Here is an 18,921-nt window from a genome sequence, read left to right as displayed (position 1 = left end):
GTCAACACCATAAGTCTACTCTTTTTTAGTTTTTTGTTGATTCCCTATACAAATCTAAAAAATCTGTAGACTTTTTTATTTATCCTTCTCCAGACACACTTTTGGGAACAGTATCAAACTCCTGTTTTGAAAAAGTTATTCTCGCTGCGAGTTTGAAGCAGAATACAAAATTCTATCAATGTTTTTGATTTGCATCATGTAACTGAAAACAAATCTCCCAAATGAGAAAACTTATGAACTTGACAAAAAAACGACTTCCCAAGTTATTAGATATGAAAAAAATGAGTTCCTAAAGTTGTTAAAGGGAGTACAATACTCTCGGTATGACGGTAATATCTACGGAAATATTTCGGAACAAAGGACAAATGCAACTGATTGCATTCGGATCACAGTTATGACCATGGATGTATTCCGCCGTTTTTCCACGCGACCGCTACAAGATCTTTCATCCGAGCTTTCTGCAATCAGGTGGATGAATGCAAACGTCTTGGCTTGGCAGGACAATTTACACGAAAGATCTCACACAATAACAAGCCGCGAGGTATTTCAAACACTAACACTAGGGAGCATCTCGCGAATACATGAGAAGACAAGTATCACGTGGTACTAGTGATCTTCAACAAGTCCATGGGAAACACTAGGGAAAAGTTGCTCGATTAGTTACATGAACGGGAGCATATGGAAATTGGTTTACGTATATGACAACAGAGTGAAAAGGTTGAAAATGTCATCGGTGCGTGAGCTTCACGATATGCTTCCGCAATACCATTTTAAGCAAAGCTTTGTCTATTTTCTAATTTAAAATTGTTTAGCCATACCCTTCAAGAAAAAATAAGATCACCTAATTAACGTCAATCGAACAAATCATTTAGAATACGAGCCAAACGATATCCAGCTTTAAGAATTTGTTCCTCGGCCAATTGCTGGGCTTCCAACAAAAATGCGTTAGTTTGAGATTTATCAAGTCTATCATTCTCTGAAATCCGGTCACAAAGTACCCTGCAAGCTTGAGCGCTATCATGCAACCACTCCGATGGACTACCCAAAGCAATTTGTGCAATTTCCTTCTTTGAATACCGATCCAATTGATATTGATAATCTTCGTATCCCCAGCGATGGCTCAATTCCAAAACATCAGTATCCCAAAAACTGTGAAAGGAGCATTTATGTCCATTAATTTCGAATTTGAAACTTTTATACCATGGGAATCGAATGTGGGAAGGACAATGCATGTCTCCAACCAAATGCACTAAATAGAAGATTGCCGTACGAATAGTTGAGTCACTACTGTGATGTAGATCTTTAAGCATCTCAATTGCCCGGTTGATCCCATATATGGCATCTCCTCGCACTGTATCTGGCTGGTAATATCCCAGTTCATCTACGCTGTTGCCATGCCATTGTGATGTTTGTTTATAGTTTTTTGTAGTACGGACCCGGTCCATCCAGGACGCATAGTACACAATTGATCGTCGATCCAAATAGTGCTCAATTTGTCTCTTCGCTTTGGATGTTAGATGGCATTCTGCTATATAGGCTATCGCATCATGTCCAGACCGTCCCCATCCAAAAACTGGGGAGTTCATGACCACAATGGAGATAATCAGTAAATGAAAAAACTTTTTCATAGATACAGGATTTGTAATGAAATGAGTTTCTGCAAATTTACATTCAGTCACAGGGCTTAATTTTTAGATTATCGATCCAGAATCGGCTATAACCTCCGTCACCTAACAATTTGATTCTGGTTTGAGAGGTTGCTTCTTCAATCCGGATAATAATGTGATGCCATTGAGCTCCATTGGACCAGTCACCGTAATCACCACAATAATAGTTACACTGTTTACCATCGGTCGAAATACCCGTATAGGAGTCTGTGGAAATACCGGTATAGTTGCCTTCGATCGATACGATTCGTCCATCGCCTAGAATGGCAAATATTGATTTGCCCGTTTCTTTGGCATTCTTATATTCCAGAATGTCATATTCGACGAGAATATCGGTTGCTGATGGGCCTATCTCTTCCAAGAAGGGCGAAACCATATCACCCACGGCCGAGGTCGTACCGAATCCGAGAATACCGTTCTTGGCATACAGATATCCGCTTTCGGATGTCCATCCGTGTTGTTTGTAGGATTCGTTCCATGAGGTATATTTGGTCCCGTTTGTCCCGATTGTCGTGGCGTTTGTTAGGGGCCCATTTAAGATGCCTCCGTTGGTACCATCTCCTATTGTCCAGTCGAAATCATCCTCTAAAAAAACAGTCTCGGGAATCTGGTTGTCTTGTACGATAGTGATTGTTTTTGAAACCTGATCTGCGGCGGAGATGATGATCGTCGCTTTACGGGAAGCCTCCGAGGTATTTTGAGATAAGGCATGGAAGACAAGTTTGTATGCTATTCCAGTCCCGAGGCCTTCATTCGTTGGAGTGAATGTCAACCAGTCCACGTCACAAACGGCGGACCATGAGGTTGTAGCTTGGACTATGAGTGAAGTTTCTGCTCCTTCAAGATTTTCGATTGCCGCATTGTCTCCGTTCAATAGCCAGATTTCGGGCTCTATGGTTGTCTGTATGTCTCTAGATCCAGCAATGGCTCCTTTTAGAGCCTTGCCAATCAGAATATTGTCGATCAGAATACGTGCATTTGGCAACGCTTCATCTTTTCCGAATACGATTCGCGTCTGATCTGTAGCTCCTTTGACGATAATCCAGTATTTCTTCCATCGAAAGCAATTTGTTATGGATATTTCTATATTTTTTGAACCGGTATCGTCAATGGTTCCGGGACCATCAACCGCGAGAACAAAAGGTTGTGTGTCAGGAGTCATAGTTGCCGAAGCATACGATGCTCCATAAAATGACACAAGCAAGTCGGTCGGTTCAGTCCCAATTTCGTTGAGCTTGGGAGTTGTCAGAGCAGCGCGCTTGGAAGATATACCTAGGCAGACATATCCTTCATAACGAGCCTGAACACAAGTCCGATAATTAGAAGAAACACTATATCCAATACGGGAGAAATCTTCAAGCAAATCAAGTGAGAATCCATTACTTTTCCCCGTGACCGAGGTCTCCGCACTAACGGTAGGCCAACCACCGCCAGTAAAATTGCTCCAACGATCAGATGAAGTGATCCAATCGAAATTATCTTCGAAATAGATCTGATCCGTTTCATCAGAGATGACCTCCATTTTCATAGTGTGTGTAATATGTTTAGCGGCCAAGAATTGCCCGGAATCGTCGGTCTCATAAGAAGAGAACAGACTCCCGACGAAAAGATTTTCTCGGAAAATCCGGTTATCATCAGTTGTAATCTTGATCAGAAGTCCAGATTCATCCGTTGTAAAATGGCCAATGGGAATGCGGATATTCCGGACTTTGTCCAGATTAAAATCATCACATTCGATAGTTATGCGGTCGCTTTGCTCGGAGAGGGCAATCACTCCGAAGTTGTCGATTGATCCCTTTGCTGCCAGCCATCCATTCAGCGTGGAATTTTCGGCCGGGCCGATTTCAATGGTCTTGATAGACGTCTCTTTGAATGGCTCGAATTGCAATTCTAGTATCGATGAAAAATACTTGAATCGTAATGCTACGGGCTTTTGCTGGGATGCTGAAGTTTCGGCTTCTCCGAGGAGAAATGGCTGTGTTAAGTTTGTCCCTGCAACGATTTGTTGCTGAGCAGGAATGTTAAAATGGACTATTGCTCGATTAAGAGCTCCTCCAATATTGGTCGTCTCATATGGATAATAGGCAAGAAACGTGCGTAACCCCACAACAGACTCATTCCATCGGATCGAGGTTTCACCTGGAGTCAATATGCTGAATGATGAGGTTTCCTCCAGCATATAGGGAATATTCTCGATATAAGGAGTACCGTCAATCAGAGCGGTGATTCCAATCTGATCTCCCGCATTCCATATGGGATTTCCTCCGTTTTCAATCACTCGGCTTTCGTTTGTAGGAGGGTCGATTGCCGCAGCAAACTGAATGTCTCCGATGCAGGGAGATTCCATATTCGCTGTTTTATCTTTAGTACAGGCAATCAGCGCAACGATTTGCAAGAGAATGAGGAGCCGTTTCATAATCAATTTAAGTTTTAAGGTTTCCGAGTTATATCGAAGAGACGTGACGCGGGTACAATTGTGAAAGAGATTCGATGGTACAGATTTTCCTTGCCACCAGCTATGCCGTTTTCGAACAGGACTCCAATAGCCCCGTCAGGGAGATTAACCATGTCAGAATAGGCTGCGCGTCCTTTCCATACAGTTATGAAGCGGGGCCACGAATATCCATTATCTTGACTGATTCCAATGGAGAGATTCTCACGACGGAGAGACCGTGGATTAGAGAACAAGATATTGCGGGTGAGTCGACCCTTCCGATCTTTATAATTTAACAGTACCCCCTGGCATCGAGGCTCGATTAGTTGAGTTTCCTCCCAAGTATAAATCCACGTTTCACCTCCATCACGACTCAAAGCGCAAAGACGGTACAAATCTTCAGAGTCTGTATGCCGCATATTGAGCATCAGGTTTCCATTCGGAAGCTCAACAATTGAACTTTCATTACCGCCAACCTGCGAAATGGCTCCGATTTTCCAAGTCAACCCATCGTCATCGGAATACAGCAGATGAGATCGTGAGATAATTCTGCCGGATTCATCCCGATATTTATGGTTGGCCGGAATGATGAGTCGCCCTTTGTGAGGCGATTTAAGTTTCCGAATCGCATGACATGGTCCTGTTGCGTACCAAGTCCAATCCGGCTGTTTTACACTTTCCGTAATTTCCTGAGGCACACTCCATGTTTGACCATGATCATCGGAATACATCGAGAATACCCGTCTGGTATCTTGTGACTGTCCGCTTTCGATGTCCGCTTCGATGTCATCTCCTCGGTTCCAGCAGGCCAACAGGATAATCCGCCCTGTTTGAGGAATCAGTACCGGTGTGGCGTTGCCGCAAGTATTGCCGGAATCACTCCAAACAACCGTCATGTCACCCCATGTATTCCCGTTGTCCGCCGAACGACGAACAACCAAATCAATATTCCCATGATCCGAAGTTCCGTTTACACGAGCTTCGGCAAAAGCAAGCAGACTATTGTCAGCGGCGCGAAGCAAAGCCGGGATACGAAAACATGCATAACCGTAATTTCCTCTTTGATATACGACTGATGTTGGCAAATCCTGAGCCCGCACGTCAATCGAAATTCCCATCAGGCAGATAAACAGCAAAAGCAGAGGCCTCATATTGTGGGCTTATTTTATATGATTGAAAAAATCGATAGATTCTAGGTCTCTTTTAAGAGCATCATATTCAGTGGCCGAAAAAGGCCGCAACGGAAGGCGGCATGGGCCACAATCAATACCAATCAGATTCATAATCGCTTTGCCGCCACGGACTCCTCCACCGTATTTGATAATAATCTCGACGATTTTGACCGAATATAGTTGCAAAGCGGCTGCGGTCTTGAGATCTGCGGAATGGAATGCCGCAAGCAATCGGTTATAGACTCTGGCTGCATAATTATAGGTGCTACCAACAGCAGCTTTCACCCCTAACGACAAACCACAAAGCAGAATCTCATCATAGCCATGGAGCACCTCGTAACGACTATTTTCAAGCATTAGACATTCTGACATTTCCATCAGGTTGTTATGCGTGAATTTTACGCCTACCAAAGTCGGCATCTTTTTCTTGCCAGCAGCAAGGAAGTCGGCAACAGGCAATGATACGCCAGACATGGAGGGCATATTGTAGTAGTAAAATGGCAAAGATGTGCTGTTGGCAATTGGTGTAAACCAATCCACCAACTCCGCGACAGTCTGAGGCTTGAAAAAATAAGGAGCCATGGCTCCAATAGCATCAGCGCCAATTTGTTCAGCATGTCGTGCGAGGGTGATCGCTTCCGCAGCACAATTCGAACCGACATGCACGATCACTTTCAAACGTCCAGAGGAACTCTTTACCCAAGCTTCTGCAATCCTTTTTCGTTCTTCGGTTGTCAAAGAGGCCGATTCACCGGTCGTACCGCAAATAAAGACTCCAGTAACCCCTGTTTCCATGAGATAGTCGGCATACGAAACTATAACAGAGGTGTCGATCGTTGTATCGTCTCGCATCGGGGTGAAAGGAGCCGCTATCAGTCCTTCCAGTTTTTTGGAGTTAAACATTTCTTGATCTATTTTTGGTTTTATAAATAGTTAGATGATCCGTATGAGAGCTTCCACCGGTGAGTAAACTAACGACATACCCAATGACGAAGCAGGCGATAAATCCGGTTGTCGAATAAAGCAACAAATTGACCCATTGAAATTTTGTAACGAGCAATTGCACAATGATGCTCCCAAAGATTCCACAGAATGCACCGATTGCATTAGCTCTCCGTGTGATTAGCCCCAAGAGAAACAAACCTCCGAGTCCACCTAAAAGAATACCCAGGATTTTTGAGAACTCGTCCCATAGGGATTTGACATCCCAGGAAGCCATAACAAAAGCAAACAGAATTCCGATCATACCCAGCAGGAATGTAGCCCAACGAGCAATACCTAACAATTGTCTGTCATTTTTCCGACAATCCACTTTTCGATAGATGTCCGTAATGAAAGCCGTGGCAGCGGAATTCATGCTACTGCTTAATGTCGACATCGCAGCGGCAAACAGGCCAGCAATCACCAGACCCAATATACCGCGAGGTAGCGCCGTACTCATATACCAGGGAAGAATGGCATCAGAGTCCGTGATCGACACACTCAACTCGCTGGGATGGTATTTGTAGAATACCCAAAGAGCAGTTCCGAGGAAGAAGAAAAGCAGACTGGCCGGTATAGTCAATACAGCATTGGTATAAACTCCTTTTCTGGCTGCATGTTCAGTATTTGTAGTCAGATATCGTTGTACGATGGTCTGATCCGTTCCATAGGTCGTTATGTTTGTGAAGACTGTCGCAATCAGGACTGTCCATATTGTCGGTTGTCGCAGATCAAAAAATGTTTGTCCTAGGCTGAATTTTTCTGCCGCGGCTGCTGCGCAGAGAATCGTTCCGAAACCATCTGGCAATTGGGAGGCGATGGAACATCCGACAGCAATAGCCGCCCCCAGCAAAACCACGACCTGCAATGCTTCAGTCCAGACAACAGCTTCGATACCACCCATGAGGGTATAAGCCAGACTCAAAACTCCCATCAAGCCGATACACAGGAAAATATCGAATCCCGTAACGACATTCAGGGCTATTGAAGGCAATAATAGCACTACGGCCATACGCCCCATTTGAAAAAGGATGAATGCAATACTGCAAATAATTCGAATCAACGAATTGAAACGTAGTTCCAGATATTCATAAGCAGTAGTTACGTTCAACTGACGAAAAAAAGGAATGAATATTCCGACAATAAGCGGTACTACAAGGATAATTCCGGCATTGAACAACAGGTAACTCCAATCTGTAGCATAAGCTTTGGCCGGAATAGCCATGAACGTAATGGCAGACAAACTGGTTCCAAAGATACTTAATCCCACAACGAACCAAGGAATGCGACCACCTCCTTTGAAATAATCTCCTGTCGATTTCTGTTTTCGGGAAAAATACCATCCGATCCATGCCAAAGAGAGAAAATAGAGTGTAATAACCAGCATGTCAAGCCAACTCATTCGATGAAGAGTATTTTCCACCTTTCCGCGGAGGATAACCGGAGTCCGTAATCCTGGGGCTGTTTCACCGCTGGCAATTGTGATTTCTGCTCCGTCAAATATTGCGGTCGTCGTAACCGGCAAGAGAAGTTGGCCTTTCTCGATATCTGTTTCGACGATTGTTTTCGTAACAGTATGATAAAGGCGCAGAGCATTGTTAGAAGTCGTCTTATCGGATGATTTACCTCCAAGAAAAAGGATGTGGTTAGTACCGAGAGCGACAGCCGAACCTGCCATAACAGGGAAACCATCTCCAAGCGAGGTCCATTGGCCAAGCCGTGGATTGTAGCAGAACCCGTCTTGAAGAATCTTCCAAGTGACTTCATCCTGGCTGTCATAGTCGCGTCCCGCAAACAGGTAGAAACAGTTATCTTGACCATTACTTTGGCCCACTGCTATGGCATATCCACGAGCAGCCCCCGGCCAACTGGGCAAAGCGCTCCATCCTGCTTCAGGATGTGCCGTATCAAGCGAGAAAAACAAATTCGTCGCTTTTGGCCGATCCATCTTCTCGTTTCCTCCGGCCACATATATGTGTCCATCAACTAGGCATCCGGCTGCATTGGCCAAAGGAACGGGTAACTCCGGCCATGGCTGAAGAACAGGTTGCCCCTTTTCGAGCGAAAGCAAATAGACTTCACTCAAACATTGGGAGGCATTGCACCCTCCAATGCAGAGAATGCCTTCCGGCAGAGTTATTGATACGCCGTATGCCACGGCTTGCGGCAACACGTTGCGAAAAATCTGCCATTGAGCCCCATCATAGACATAGACATCTCTGTACCAACATTTGTCACCACGATTCTCCAGTGTGCAATTCGGGAAATTAGCTCCGCCTGCAAGGATCGTATGTCCATGATTTCGCCCGACAAAAGCACCGGCAAGACCATCATGAGACGTGGTGTCGTTTGGCCCCGGTAAACAAAGCGAGTCGTCCCAAACAATAGCGTCTGTTTGGGTCAGTGGAGTCCTGATTGTTTTTCCGAAAGCAGGAAGTATCGCAAAATACAACGACACCACAACAAAAAACAACAAATGAGTTCGTTTCAGCACGATAGAAGGGTTTATTTTCGAGGTTTCCGATTCTTATTCAAATATATGGTGTAGAGTTGCAAATGATCGGCAATAGCTTTGCGATAGCCATCCTCATCCCCCCGTTGGATGTATTCCAGAAGGTGTTTATGGGTAACGAGCTTCCCGCTTGCCGACAACTCTTTTTCGATGGGCTCAAAAAAGTCGTGAAAATTGTCTTTGACAAAAACCATAACCGGATGGATGACCTTCTGAAATTCAGCAATGATCTCATTCCCGGTAATTTCGTACAACTTCGAATGGAAATGGACCTCACTCATGGGAGTGTATGTATTGATGCCTATATTTTCTCCCATTTCTACAATCTGTTCCAATTCCGTAATATCCTCAGACGTAATGTTAGCGAAAATATAACCGCTGATACCAATTTCCAACGCAATACGAAATTCGAGGATGTTCAGCAACGTCTCTTTATTCATCAACAATGGATTGACACAGCGCTGCATTCCCCCGAGTATGGAGGGTTCGGCGAGAATCATTCCCCGTTTGGTCCTAGATTCGATCATACCAGTCATTTTGAATCGGCTCAATGCCTCACGCAAAACCGTACGCGCAACTCCAAGTGCACTGGCCAGTTCCGTTTCAGGCGGGATGCTGGAACCTGGGCGTAAACCCTGTTCTTTGAAATAGTTGATAAGACTTTCCTCTACTTGATCGACAAGCGTCGTGTGAGGTTTGTTGATTTTCAATGTATCGAGCATGTCCTTTGGGGTTTTATTTGTCTGACAAATTTACAAATTTATTTGACAGTCCCCAAATTACGGACGTAATTGTTGCGTGTATATTTCTCCGAAACGATCGGTGACCTGAATCGAAACTGCCGAAGTTTCATTATTCGTTACGGCCGAGAACATGTGTGGTGTTGATTGTGCATTTGCCGCACTTTTCGACAGGTCATCTCCGGAAGGGATATATACTCTCTTCACATATTGCAAGTAGTTCGGATCTTTACGCATCTCTTGTTTGACGGTCAACGGCAAACTATCTTCAAAAATTTCGACCTTCCATTGAGAATCCCATCCGCCCCAGACATTAACCAGAATCTCATTTTGGATATTTTTGTCTTTCCAAGTTGGATCCAATTTATTCATGTCATAGGCCGTGAATACGCGGTTTTTATCGAGATCGCAGGCTTTATATCTCCAACGAATCTTGCGGCCGTCAATCTCGTAAATGCCGTAACCCATAGGAGATCCGTCTGTTCCGGCTCCGTATTCCAAACTTCCATTGAATCCTTTGACGTTATACCATAGCGCTCCGCTGACGGCTCCCAGATTATGTTCTTGGATTTGACTGTAACCGGGGCATATGCCGGTGTGATTGTTGTGCCAATGTCCTGATAAAATCAGAACGTTGGTAAAGTCGCGGATGCAATCGACAAGTTCTTGGGCATTTTCAAAGGCCGGATTTAATGCCGGAGTGAGTTGTCGACATGCTGTGAGTGGCGCATGCATCCAAATCATCAGTGGCGTTGTTTTATCCTCGATGGTGGCCAGGTCTGCTTTAAGCCACTGCAACTGACGTTCAGACAATTCAGTCTCGTAAAATCCGTTCCCGAAAATTCCCTCGGCTGCTCCGTTGTTGTCGATCCGGAAATTATCCAATGCGATACAATGAATTTCTCCCAGATTAACTGAGTAGTAGGTGGGACCAAGGTGTTGTCGGAAGGTCGATTTGGTCGCATGATCACCGGTTATGTAGGGATCATAGTCATGATTGCCAATTACATGGAAAAACGGGATTCCAAAACAGCTAATCATCGTACGATACTCGTCGAATCCGAATTGATGCTGGTACATGTGTTTGTCAAAGAGCATATCACCCAGAGATATGGCATAAATCTTTTTTGCGCCAAGTTCGTTCAGCGTCTTTTGAAAGTCGGGGATGAATCGCTGTTGGCAACTCATCAGAGATGATTGAGGTACCATCAGTCGGCTGTTGTTATCAATCTGAATATCGGCAACGGCCATCAAGACATATGCGTGGTTATCGCATTTTGCCAAAGAAAAATCATACCGACGGCGTCCTTGTTCAAACAAGTGATAGAATTGAGGTATTGCTTCTTCTGTATTAGATTCATATCCCTGTGGCAAAGAGACAAATACCAAATCCGATTCCAAATCCGAGATCATGGACCAAACTCCTCGTGCGTCGGTTTTTACGACCTGCAACCCATCGGATACAACAACATTCTCCAAAGCCTTGTCTCCACAGTAAACCCGTCCATAAAGATTTGTTCCCTCCGGCAGTGTCGACACATCGATACGATCAAATGTTGAGACGCGGAATTCCGTTTTGCCCAACGGTTGTTCCTCCACTCCACGCTTGAGCCATAGTTCCCAAATCCCCGATTCGAGAGAGAGAGGTAACTGAACCGTGAGACTCCGTTCGTCAAAACAGATTGTTTCGGCATCATACTCCTTTTGACCCATGGAAATGAACCGGATTTGGTCTGTGGAAGCGAAACCTTCTCCGTAGATCGTCAGTAAATCACCCTTGTCTACCTCATATTGTGCATCAAGGTTTACATTATGAACCAACCTGAATATATCCACGTGAAGTGTCGTTGTTCCCAAATATTGGAACTCTTCGCCTCGCTGACACCAGATACTCCATCGCCCCGAGGTAATTTCCCGCGGTATGCTCAATATAATTTCAGTTTGTGTCACTTTCTTACATGTTACGGGAATTCGTATAGTAGATTCACTTTGCTCTCCCGAGGTGAAAACAATCTGATCGCCGGCAGTGAATTTCAAGATGCGAAGGATCATATCGCCTTCATAGGCCAAATCATATTGTTCATCAACCAACGCAATGACAAAATGTTTTTCGCGAGGTTTTGCCTCGGGCGATTCTGTCGATTCTGAACAGGATAAGTACCATATACAGTTCAAAACAAGCAGAACAAACACGAATATTTTATGAGATCTGCGTGCCATCTTCTTTTTGATTAATTGATTTCCACAATTCCGATGTGCCCAATCCGAGATGTCCCGGCAGGTGTGATCAGAGCCCCATCATGACGTGCATTGTATTCATTGGCGCACCTAACCAGGATCGTTACCTGTGTTTTACCCTTCATGGCATCCGGCAATCGGAAACTGTAAGGATACAAGAAAGGCGTAAAGTCTATGCAGGGGACCTCATAGGTACCAATATCTTCAAATTTCACTTTTGTCAAATCTTCTTCCGTGGAATCGCTCCATTGCACCTTCATCGTGCCCGGTCCTCCTTTGGAGCCGGTTCCCGTGAGATAAAGGAACAGATCCCCAGTAGCATTACGCAATGTATTGGTCCGAAGAACGAATGCTTCCCCGACATCATCGTTGTTGGCGACCAACGAATGATGGGTGGTAACATTCCACCAAAGTTTGGCGTTAAGACTGTAGTAATGTTCCGCTTCTTGTGCATAAGGGATATCGTGTTGCCTGCGGACAACCGTAGGTAGCCAATAGGAGGCAACGGCCCCTGAACTGGAAGGATAGACATCAAAATTGTTCGAATCGTCATAAACTGAAAAGACAATTGAACTCTTATCTTCACCGCTATTGCCAACGACAAATGCAGGAACGGGGTCCGAAGAAAGCCAGGGTCCGGCTTGCAAAAGAGCATTGGAGAAACGCGTAGCAGTATCGTCAGACAATGTATCGTCTTCCAGATTTCTAATTTGCAGGATCGTCTCTCCACGGAACTTGCTTGCGAGCGCAGTCAAAGAACCGGCACCCGAAGGAAGATTTCTGGCGTACATTTGAGTGAAGGAGCGTTGAAAGTACAGTTTTGCGACATTGCCCTTTCTGTCCCGAACCAAATGTATAGCCAGGGTATGATAGGGGAATATCGCACGATATCCCTCTTTGACGTTCTTTATCCATTCCGATTCAGTGCTTTCTTCACTGTTGCCGGCTCCTTCGTAGAAAGGAGCATATCCTCCGTAAGGAGTGACAAACTCTACCGGATCGATACGGACAAGCGTATTGTCATATTGAGACAATTCGGTCAGATCTGTAAGTTCTACGGATAGCGGCGCATTGGGTTGTTCTTCCAAACTGCTCTTAACAGACGATGCCGTAAAATCCACAACACAGAGATTTCCTTCGGAGTCTTTCTGGAATTCGGCGCCGATCATATGAATGGCGATCTTCCGATTTTGAGCATACCACCCCGTTTGTTCCGAAGATGGAGTCAAAAACTCCGATTTATTTTTCAGAATAAACTTCAATCCTCGTCCGCTAGCATCTTGGACATACAAGACGCTATCCGGAAGATTTTGATGTTCGAAATCACTGGTAATCCAACCTTCGATAGCATAATTGGCCTCGACTTCATAACGATTATCCGTGAGTTGCACTTCATCCAACAACCGAGAGATTGTTATCAATTCAGCGTTTTCGAATATGGTATTACCATCCATCTGCTCAACAGGAATAGAAATGGAGTAATCACCACCAATCATCCGAAAACTAATCAAGCCGGATCGTTTGGGACAGTTCGTATTATCCGCAAAAAGAAACTGTTGCGAAGAACTTGTCGTTTCACCCAACGATATCCACTCTTTGCCTTCGTCAATAGTGGCTTCCCATTTCACGTTACTCGTAATAGCGATGGTGATTGGAGTCCCGACAATATCGACCCGGAGTTTCGGCGAGCTAAGATCGGTCTGAATATAGGGAGCCAAACCGAGTTGCTTGACAAAGATCTGCCCCACAATTCCGTTCGCCGTAACGATGTTCAGAGTAGATTCCCGGCCATAGGCATCGTCGATTGCCTTGACTGTAAGCGTCGTCCGCCCATTGTCATCGCCATACGACGGCCAAATGTCTATCCAGGAGGCAGAAGTCTCATCAGCTTCAATCTCCCAATGCCCGGCTCGGGAGAAAAAAGAAATTTCCTTGACTCCACCTTCTGCCGAACATTCGAACAGATTATCGTCATTGAGGAATGTCATGACTTTTTTTTCGGACGTTTCATCATTCGTGCATCCAACAGTCAGGAAACATGCCCAAAACAAAATATGTATTGTGTAAATTCGGCGTAACATAATTGTAATTTTACTTTTTTCAATTCATTGTGCTTCTCTCCATTTCTACGGCTCGCAAGCTCCACCAGACTGGAGTCAGCATATTATCACCTCCCAAAGTGCCTTTCCCGACCACCGGATAGGTAGCTTTCATGCGAGCAATCTGTTCCTGATAATTTGCATGGTTCGTGCTGATCAGCAACTGTCCATACCCCAAACGTGTGGGTAGAACCCCTTCATTGTCGCAATCGGGGCCGATGGGCAAATTGGGATACCCCGTTCTGCGATAATCGCACCAAGACTCGAAACCTTGCATGAAGAGTGAAACCCATTTTTGCAGAATGATCTGCTCCAGAGTTCCATCATAGGCGACCTTGGATCCAGCAGCATGTAAAAACCTGTCGATGTTGGCCTCCGATATCGAGGGTAACCATTGCCGAATGGAGCAACCTACGGCTTGTTCATAATATTGCCGAGCCATTTCGTCCCCGCCAGTAATCATTCCATTGTGTGCAGCTTCGCTGAGAATGAAATAGACTTCCGAAGAGGTCATGAACCAAACCGGTGTCGTATATTGCTTCAGAACGGAGACATTCATTATACAAGCACCTGTCCCGTCCGGTTGTGTGACTCCACTGATAACCCCATGCACATCTTCCGAAGAGGTTATGGTAACCCATTGCGACATACGGGGATCAGATGTCGTGTGAAGTTGGTCGATAAAAAAAGCTGCGCATTTTCGGGACGATGTCGTAAATGTAGCGTCGGTCATATCCCCGAAATCATTTTTGAAAGGAGCTACTCCCGTATAACAAACCTTGGCATCGTCATTCACGGAGGTAAAAATCGGATATTTGCCCGGATTCGAGACGATCTCCTGCATGATCGAAGCTGTGCCGATTTCCGGTCGATTGCTCAGACGCAGGCACAGACGCAGGCATAGCGAGTTGGTTAATTTCTGCCAGGCGGCAATATCTCCACCATAGAGAAGATCTTTGGTAGGGACCGTCAACGGGCTCTCATAATTCCCATTACTGTTTGTCCGAGTATCATAAAGGCTGTTAGCTTCCAAAAGCAAATCAATCAATGCCGGATACACCTCTGATTGAGGATCTATAGCCGGTTGTGTGATATTTTCTTCAATCCGATAGGCCTCTTTATAGGGTATATCACCGTAAAGATCAGCTAAGAGTGACACAAATATGGTTTTCAACGTCATAGCCATTGCCTTGGCATTGTTGTCTTTGTATTTCTCGGCCAATTGAATCATGTGGTTAGCATTGGCAGCATAACGTTGGAAGCGATCCCATGGCGTATTGAAATCCGAAGCCTGAAAGATATAGCGTTGCATGCGTGAACTGCTGCTGCAATCGACAGTATATTGCATCAGTTCGTTATTGACTCTCCATGATCGTTCGTAAATGTAGTAGGCTCCGGTCGAGATAAGTTGTTCGAGAAGTGTACAGGGATCGATACTTCCATATTCGGGAGTCTCGTCATTGGTGTTATACTCCTCAAAGTTTCCAGTACAAGAATTCAAGTTCCACGATGCAATACACAAAACCATCGTGACTATATGCGTCAAAATCTTTTTCATGGTTAAAACGATAGTTTAAGGTTGAAACCATAGGTCCGGGTCATCGGATAGGAAGCTGTTTCAAATCCGCGGGTAATGCTGGCGCCGTTGAGTGTACCGACTTCCGGATCGTAAAAAGGCCAGTTGGTCCAACAGAACAAATTGGTTCCGAAAATGGCAACAGAAGCCCCTTGTAAAACTCGACTACGAGTTATCCATTTTTTAGGCAACATCCATTCGATCCGGACTTCGCGCAATTTGAGATACGAAGTGTCGAATGTACTGGTCTCTACATTGTTCAACGAATAAACCCGATCCAAATAGTAAGTGACGACATTTTCCGTAATTGTCGTATTGGGTGTGCAGACCATATGTCCTTGAGCATCCAGTCCCCGAATGTTGACGCCTTCATGCAATACACCTCCATAGCGGCCATAAAGTGTGTTGGTCAGCTTTCCCTGACGGGACAATTGGGCATGAGTTAGGGAGTAGGCCATGCCACCCCATTGCGCAGCAAAAGTTGCGCTTAACCGGATTCCCTTGTATTTTAAAGAGGTAGAGAGACCTGCTCTCCAATCCGGTTGAACATTTCCCATTTTGACCAGATTATCCGTAGACAACACGGGATATCCATGTTCATCAACGATTGTTTGTCCAGAAACGTCAATCTTGGAACCATCGATATTGAGGATATAGGATCCTTCCGGCGCCTTTTCATATCCATATCCGTACAAATCGCCGAGGGTTCCGCCTGGAGTCGCTATAACCTGACCACGTGCACCCGATGAAATTACCCAAGAATCGACTCCCGGAGCCAGGCTGATCACTTTATTCCAGTTTTTCGACCAAGTAAGATTAACATCCCAGTTGAAATCCCGAATGCGGATGGGTTGTAGACGAGAGGATAACTCTACACCCCGATTGCGAATCTTTCCGGCATTGATGTATTTCGAATTAACACCCGTACTATAATCCACAGGAGTGTCGATGATCTGGTCTGTAGTCGTATTGTTATAAAAAGCAGCGTCAAAGGTGATTCGATTTTGCAAAAATTTAGCTTCGAGTCCGAATTCCCAACTTTCAACATTTTCGGGTTTCATATTGTATAATGCCCAAGTCGTCGGTAAAAAATATCCGCTTGAGAAATCAGTCGATGCATAGTAATTGTTAATGACAAACGGTTGGGTATCATTTCCGACATTGGCCCACGAAGCTCGGATTTTGAGGAAGGTGATCCATGGCATATGGTCACGGATTCCTAAAACTTTGGTATCGGTCAGTATCCAACTAGCACTGATCGACGGATAAAAATACGACCAATGCCCTGGCGCCAAAGCACTCGACCAGTCATTCCGTCCCGTGATGTCGAGAAACAGGCAATCAGCATAACTTAATTGGATAAGGCCATAGAGGCTGTTGACCATTTTGCGGGAATGTTGACTTTTGGTGATGACACCTGATTTTGCATTGGACAAATTGTACACCCCTTCAGTCAACAATTCATCAGCTGTCGCAGTCATTACCCGAGTTTCTTGATACATGCTGTTACCACCCAAACTGGCATTAACATGCAATTGTCCGAACCCACGGTCATAAGTCAGCAGAAAATCGTTGTTCAATTCCGTATTTTCAACATTCTGTTGTCGGTAATATCCATTGAGATTCGACAGCGTACCGAACGGTTTGCGTCGAGTTCGGAATTCCCGGTTCATATCCAACCCCGAACGGAGCATCAGTTTAAGGCCTTCGTACAATCCGAATGTAGCACTCACATTTCCGTAGACGCGATCCCGATCCATTGTATTGAGTTGTTCGTAGGCCTGTGCATAGGGATTGTCAGCCAGATTGTTAAGGGCTTGTGGATAAAGATCCTTTCCCTGACGATACTCCTGTTCATACCAGTGAATATCAAGATTATTACGACTCCAAAGCAACGTATAGGTTGGCGATGAAGTACTGTACCCAATCATCGGCAGGTTATCACTGTCCTTTCTATAATAATTGACCTTTCCCGTCAACTCAACGAAACGTAGCTTCTGATTGAGAGCCAACGCAAAACTCTGCGATTTATAACCGGTATTCGGCACAATCCAAGAATTACGGGTATCAGTAAATGAAACCCGGATGGAACCACCTTTACCGTTGTTTCCGGAAATGGCAACTGAATTCTTATACGTGGCCCCCGTATCGAAAAAGCCTTTGTACCAATCTCGTGGGACAAAATCTAGCGGCGTATACATATTGGTTGCAGGATCATACGAGGCCCATTGATAGAATTTCTGGCCTTCGTATCGAGGTCCCCAAGTATAACGACTATATGTGCGTGTTGCGGCTTCTCCGGTTGTTGAATCATCGGCTTTTACCGTGTAAAAAGAGTAAGTTTGCGCTCCGTTGTTACCAGGTCCATATTCATTTTGAAAATCGGGCCAGTATCCAGCTCGCTCGAATGAAAAGTTCGAACTGAAAGTTACACCTATTCCCTTTGTATCCCGGCCAGCCTTGGTTGTTATGACAATGGCCCCATTAGCGGCTCTTGATCCGTAAAGAGCTGTTGCCGCCGGACCTTTCAGAACCGAAACAGATTCAATATCCTCCGGATTGAGGTCTGCAGCTCCATTTCCATAATCTACGCTTGCATCCGTATTGTTATAGGCAGCTCCACCCATTGCGGTCATACCACTCGACATCGGCACGCCATCAATTACAAACAAAGCTGTATTGTTGTCCATATTCACGGTCGACTCACCTCGCAAGGTGACTCGAATCGACCCTCCGGGACCGGACGAAGCATGGTCGAAATTCAAACCGGCAACTTTTCCCGACAAAGCATCAAGCCAATTGTTCGATACAGCAGCAGTAAGATCTTCGTTATCCACCTTTGATACAGCATATCCCAAAGCCTTCTGTTTCCGAGTCATCCCTAAGGCAGTCACCACAACGCTCTCAATTTGTTCCGACTTGGGAGTCAACGTCACATCGATTTGACTTTTACCTCCACCAATCTTGCGGATTGCTGATTCATATCCCAAAAAGGTAAAAACCAGCTCTTCTCCTTCTTTAGCTTGAATCTGATATTGACCGTTTGTGCCAGTTACGGTTCCTCGAACTGTCGCGTTTTTGATAATGACGGTTACTCCAGCTAGAGGTGTTTTCCCATCTTTATCAAAGACAAAACCTCTTATGGTATATTCCTGTCCAACGGCCGAATCCACCAACCAAAAACATTCAATTAATAACAATACCGTTCGTAGTAGTTGTAGTAGTTTTAGTTTCATTCCTCATGCTGTTTAGGTTCAGAGATTTTCTTTTTGCAGAAGGGCAATCCAGAATAAATCTTATTAATCATATTTGTATGACAAATATAGAGCTTTTTAATTTTAAATCCTAATTTTTAGTGTGATAATTTTATTACAAACAGAATGTAATCATTACTGTCCCGTAAAAGTGGATAAATAGTTCTTTGAAATTATTGAAATATAGTCAATTACGTGTTTTCTTGAGATGAAACGGACTTGATTTTGCAACTTTGCAGTCTAATACA

10 protein-coding genes are annotated in these 18,921 nt (G+C 44.7%); all 10 read right to left on the bottom strand.

The annotated features are described in order from the left end of the window. Positions 1-851: 851 nt before the first annotated feature. From B5G16_RS11855 to B5G16_RS11810, 10 genes are read right to left on the bottom strand one after another with little or no spacing between them, the layout of a single operon-like run. On the bottom strand, positions 852-1,628 hold the full coding sequence (locus tag B5G16_RS11855; protein WP_239406101.1) for a S1/P1 nuclease: 777 nt from the start codon (positions 1,626-1,628) through the stop codon (positions 852-854). Positions 1,629-1,671: 43 nt separating this feature from the next. Next, positions 1,672-4,083, bottom strand: a complete 2,412-nt coding sequence (locus tag B5G16_RS11850) for a BACON domain-containing protein (protein ID WP_087264136.1) — start codon at positions 4,081-4,083, stop codon at positions 1,672-1,674. A 14-nt stretch (positions 4,084-4,097) separates the two neighbouring features. After that, a complete protein-coding gene (locus tag B5G16_RS11845) occupies positions 4,098-5,252 on the bottom strand; it encodes a sialidase family protein (protein WP_087264134.1) in 1,155 nt (384 codons plus the stop codon). Between the two features lie 9 nt (positions 5,253-5,261). Then, positions 5,262-6,176 carry a dihydrodipicolinate synthase family protein gene (locus B5G16_RS11840; protein ID WP_087264132.1) on the bottom strand — a complete coding sequence of 305 codons (915 nt, stop codon included), beginning with the start codon at positions 6,174-6,176 and terminating at the stop codon, positions 5,262-5,264. Then, positions 6,169-8,748, bottom strand: coding sequence for a sodium:solute symporter family transporter (locus B5G16_RS11835; protein WP_239406100.1), 2,580 nt, complete (start codon positions 8,746-8,748; stop codon positions 6,169-6,171). Before B5G16_RS11835 ends, B5G16_RS11840 begins: the two co-directional genes overlap by 8 nt. An 11-nt stretch (positions 8,749-8,759) precedes the next feature. Next, positions 8,760-9,488 carry a FadR/GntR family transcriptional regulator gene (locus B5G16_RS11830; RefSeq protein WP_087264128.1) on the bottom strand — a complete coding sequence of 243 codons (729 nt, stop codon included), beginning with the start codon at positions 9,486-9,488 and terminating at the stop codon, positions 8,760-8,762. A gap of 57 nt (positions 9,489-9,545) precedes the next feature. Further along, positions 9,546-11,726: a calcineurin-like phosphoesterase C-terminal domain-containing protein gene (locus tag B5G16_RS11825; RefSeq protein WP_087264125.1), complete on the bottom strand. Its 2,181-nt coding sequence runs from the start codon at positions 11,724-11,726 to the stop codon at positions 9,546-9,548. 11 nt (positions 11,727-11,737) lie between these two features. Beyond that, entirely contained in the window at positions 11,738-13,825 is a 2,088-nt protein-coding gene (locus B5G16_RS11820) for a DUF5689 domain-containing protein (RefSeq protein ID WP_162612069.1), read from the bottom strand. Between the two features lie 19 nt (positions 13,826-13,844). Beyond that, positions 13,845-15,401 (bottom strand): SusD/RagB family nutrient-binding outer membrane lipoprotein, encoded by a 1,557-nt coding sequence (locus B5G16_RS11815; RefSeq protein ID WP_087264120.1) that lies wholly within the window; start codon positions 15,399-15,401, stop codon positions 13,845-13,847. A gap of 2 nt (positions 15,402-15,403) precedes the next feature. Further along, a complete protein-coding gene (locus tag B5G16_RS11810) occupies positions 15,404-18,655 on the bottom strand; it encodes a SusC/RagA family TonB-linked outer membrane protein (RefSeq protein WP_087264118.1) in 3,252 nt (1,083 codons plus the stop codon). Positions 18,656-18,921 lie beyond the last annotated feature (266 nt).

The organism is Alistipes sp. An66 (genome assembly GCF_002161445.1).
GTDB classification, from domain to species: Bacteria; Bacteroidota; Bacteroidia; order Bacteroidales; family Rikenellaceae; genus Alistipes; species Alistipes cottocaccae.
Note: the sequence above shows the minus strand (reverse complement) of the source record. Positions and strands in the feature narration are given on the sequence as shown.

What these genes read in the sequence shown, in the direction of transcription:
- B5G16_RS11820 (WP_162612069.1), bottom strand. Translation starts at nt 13,825, where the DNA reads ATGTTACGCCGAATTTACACAATACATATTTTGTTTTGGGCATGTTTC.
- B5G16_RS11845 (WP_087264134.1), bottom strand. Translation starts at nt 5,252, where the DNA reads ATGAGGCCTCTGCTTTTGCTGTTTATCTGCCTGATGGGAATTTCGATT.
- B5G16_RS11855 (WP_239406101.1), bottom strand. Translation starts at nt 1,628, where the DNA reads ATGAAAAAGTTTTTTCATTTACTGATTATCTCCATTGTGGTCATGAAC.
- B5G16_RS11830 (WP_087264128.1), bottom strand. Translation starts at nt 9,488, where the DNA reads ATGCTCGATACATTGAAAATCAACAAACCTCACACGACGCTTGTCGAT.
- B5G16_RS11840 (WP_087264132.1), bottom strand. Translation starts at nt 6,176, where the DNA reads ATGTTTAACTCCAAAAAACTGGAAGGACTGATAGCGGCTCCTTTCACC.
- B5G16_RS11810 (WP_087264118.1), bottom strand. Translation starts at nt 18,655, where the DNA reads ATGAAACTAAAACTACTACAACTACTACGAACGGTATTGTTATTAATT.
- B5G16_RS11825 (WP_087264125.1), bottom strand. Translation starts at nt 11,726, where the DNA reads ATGGCACGCAGATCTCATAAAATATTCGTGTTTGTTCTGCTTGTTTTG.
- B5G16_RS11815 (WP_087264120.1), bottom strand. Translation starts at nt 15,401, where the DNA reads ATGAAAAAGATTTTGACGCATATAGTCACGATGGTTTTGTGTATTGCA.
- B5G16_RS11850 (WP_087264136.1), bottom strand. Translation starts at nt 4,083, where the DNA reads ATGAAACGGCTCCTCATTCTCTTGCAAATCGTTGCGCTGATTGCCTGT.